Origin of the sequence: Sulfitobacter sp. HI0129, from assembly GCF_001635395.1 — a bacterium.
Classification (GTDB): Bacteria; Pseudomonadota; Alphaproteobacteria; order Rhodobacterales; family Rhodobacteraceae; genus Sulfitobacter.
On record NZ_LWGH01000403.1, the window covers coordinates 1 to 2,170 of the forward strand.

3 protein-coding genes are annotated in these 2,170 nt (G+C 62.9%); 2 read left to right on the plus strand and 1 reads right to left on the minus strand.

Going from position 1 to position 2,170, the window contains the following annotated elements; all coding sequences use genetic code 11:
* Positions 1-492 (minus strand): ubiquinone/menaquinone biosynthesis methyltransferase (locus A3764_RS10725; protein ID WP_067951573.1); only part of this gene is annotated, 492 nt, incomplete at its 3' end.
* A 95-nt stretch (positions 493-587) separates the two neighbouring features.
* Here A3764_RS10725 and mutM point away from each other — a divergent pair.
* Positions 588-1,439 (plus strand): bifunctional DNA-formamidopyrimidine glycosylase/DNA-(apurinic or apyrimidinic site) lyase, encoded by an 852-nt coding sequence (gene mutM, locus A3764_RS10730; RefSeq protein ID WP_067926492.1) that lies wholly within the window; start codon positions 588-590, stop codon positions 1,437-1,439.
* A gap of 64 nt (positions 1,440-1,503) precedes the next feature.
* A partial coding sequence (locus A3764_RS10735) for an enoyl-CoA hydratase-related protein (RefSeq protein ID WP_067951574.1) occupies positions 1,504-2,170 on the plus strand: 667 nt, incomplete at its 3' end.

Genomic DNA, 2,170 nt, shown 5'->3' on the forward strand with positions numbered 1-2,170 from the left:
CCGCCCGCCGGGGCGCAGAACGCGGAACGCCTCGTTCAGGGCCTCCTGCGGGCGCGTGACGTTCCGGATGCCGAAACTGATGGTGTAGACGTCGAAGCTGTCGTCGGGAAAGGGCAGCGCCATCGCGTCCCCCACCACCCAGTCGAGGCTTTCCGCGAGGTCCTGCGCCTCAGCGCGCTTGCGGCCTTCGACGAGCATGGGTTCGGTCAGGTCCAGCACCGTGGCATGGCCCGAACCGGCACGTTTCAGAAAGCGAAAGGAAATATCGCCCGTGCCCCCTGCAACATCCAGCAGGCGCTGCCCTCGCCGCGGGGCGAGCCAATCCATCATGGCGTCTTTCCAGAGCCGGTGGATGCCAAGGCTCATGGCATCGTTCATCACATCGTACTTGCGCGCGACATCGCTGAACAGGTCCTTGACCTTGCCGGCCTTTTCGCTTTCCAGCACGGTGCGCGCGCCGAAATGAGTGGTCTTGCCGCTGGTATCGCTCATGGTGGGTTGATGTCCTTCGATTTCATCCCTTGTTATAGGATGCGGGCGCGCAGGGGCAATCCGCACCATTCACCACAGAGAGAACCGAGACCACCATGCCTGAACTGCCCGAAGTGGAAACCGTGCGACGGGGTCTCGCCCCGGTCATGGAAGGCACCGTGATCGAACGCGCGGAGGTCAACCGCCCCGATCTGCGCTGGCCCTTCCCCGATGACATGGCGGGCCGGCTGACCGGCCAGCGGGTGGAGCGGCTGCGACGCCGGTCCAAGTACATCCTCGGCGATCTTTCATCGGGTGAAACGCTCCTGATACATCTGGGCATGTCGGGGCGCATGCTGATCTCCGGCGATCCGCTGGGGCAGTTCGTCCATGATCATCCCGCGCCGGAGAAACACGATCATGTGGTGTTCCACCTCGCCAACGGTGCCCGGGTCACGTTCAACGATCCCCGGCGGTTCGGGGCGATGGACCTGATGCGTACCGAAAGCGCGGATACCCACAAGCTGCTGGCGGTGCTAGGGCCCGAACCCTTGGGCAATGCCTTCAACGAAGCCCACCTTGTGGCTGCGCTGAAAGGACGCAACACGCCGATCAAGGCGGCGCTGCTGGATCAGCGCATCGTCGCGGGGCTGGGCAACATCTATGTCTGCGAAGCGCTTTTTCGGGCGGGGATCCACCCTGCCCGCAAGGCGGGGCGCATTTCCTCCACCCGGGTCGCGGCGCTGGTACCGATCATCCGCGACGTGCTGACGGAGGCGATCACCGCGGGGGGATCCTCCCTGCGGGATTTCCGGCAGGCGGACGGGGAACTGGGCTATTTTCAGCACCGTTTCGATGTCTACGGTCGCGAAGGCCAGCCCTGCCGCACCCCCGGCTGTACCGGAACAATCCGAAGAATCGTGCAGTCGGGCCGGTCGTCCTTCTACTGTGCGCTATGTCAAAGATAGCTTGAAACGTCTTCGGCCCGTGATATGCACGGATGCCTGAGCGTAGTGAACGAGGGACAGCCAGATGGCGTATGAAACGATCACACTCGAGGTGGACAACCATGTCGCCCTCATCACGTTGAACCGGCCCGATGCGCTCAATGCGTTGAACGATCAGCTGATGAGCGAACTGGCGGAGGCGCTCAAGAGCAGCCAAGAGAACGAGAAGGTGCGCTGCATCATCGTCACCGGGTCGGAAAAGGCATTCGCCGCCGGGGCCGATATCGCGATGATGCGCGACAAATCCTTTGTCGAAGCTTTTTCCGGTGATCTCTTTACGCCCGAAACGGATCAGATCATGCGGATCCGCAAACCGATCATCGCCGCCGTGTCCGGCTATGCGCTGGGCGGCGGATGCGAACTGGCGATGATGTGCGATTTCATCATCTGCTCGGAAACCGCCAAGTTCGGCCAGCCGGAAATCAACCTCGGCGTCGTGGCGGGCATCGGGGGCACTCAGCGTCTGACCCGGCTGGTGGGGAAATCCAAGGCGATGGACATGAACCTGACGGGCCGGTTCATGGATGCCGCCGAAGCAGAGCGCGCGGGCCTCGTGAGCCGTGTGGTTCCGGTCAAGAAGCTGATGGACGAAGCCATGAGCGCCGCCCAGAAGATCGCCGAGAAATCCATGATCTCCGTCATGGTGGTGAAGGAGGCGGTGAACCGCGCCTATGAGGTGCCGCTGCGCGAGG

Excerpts from the sequence above, each read along its gene's own strand:
- mutM (WP_067926492.1), top strand. The coding sequence starts at position 588 with ATGCCTGAACTGCCCGAAGTGGAAACCGTGCGACGGGGTCTCGCCCCG.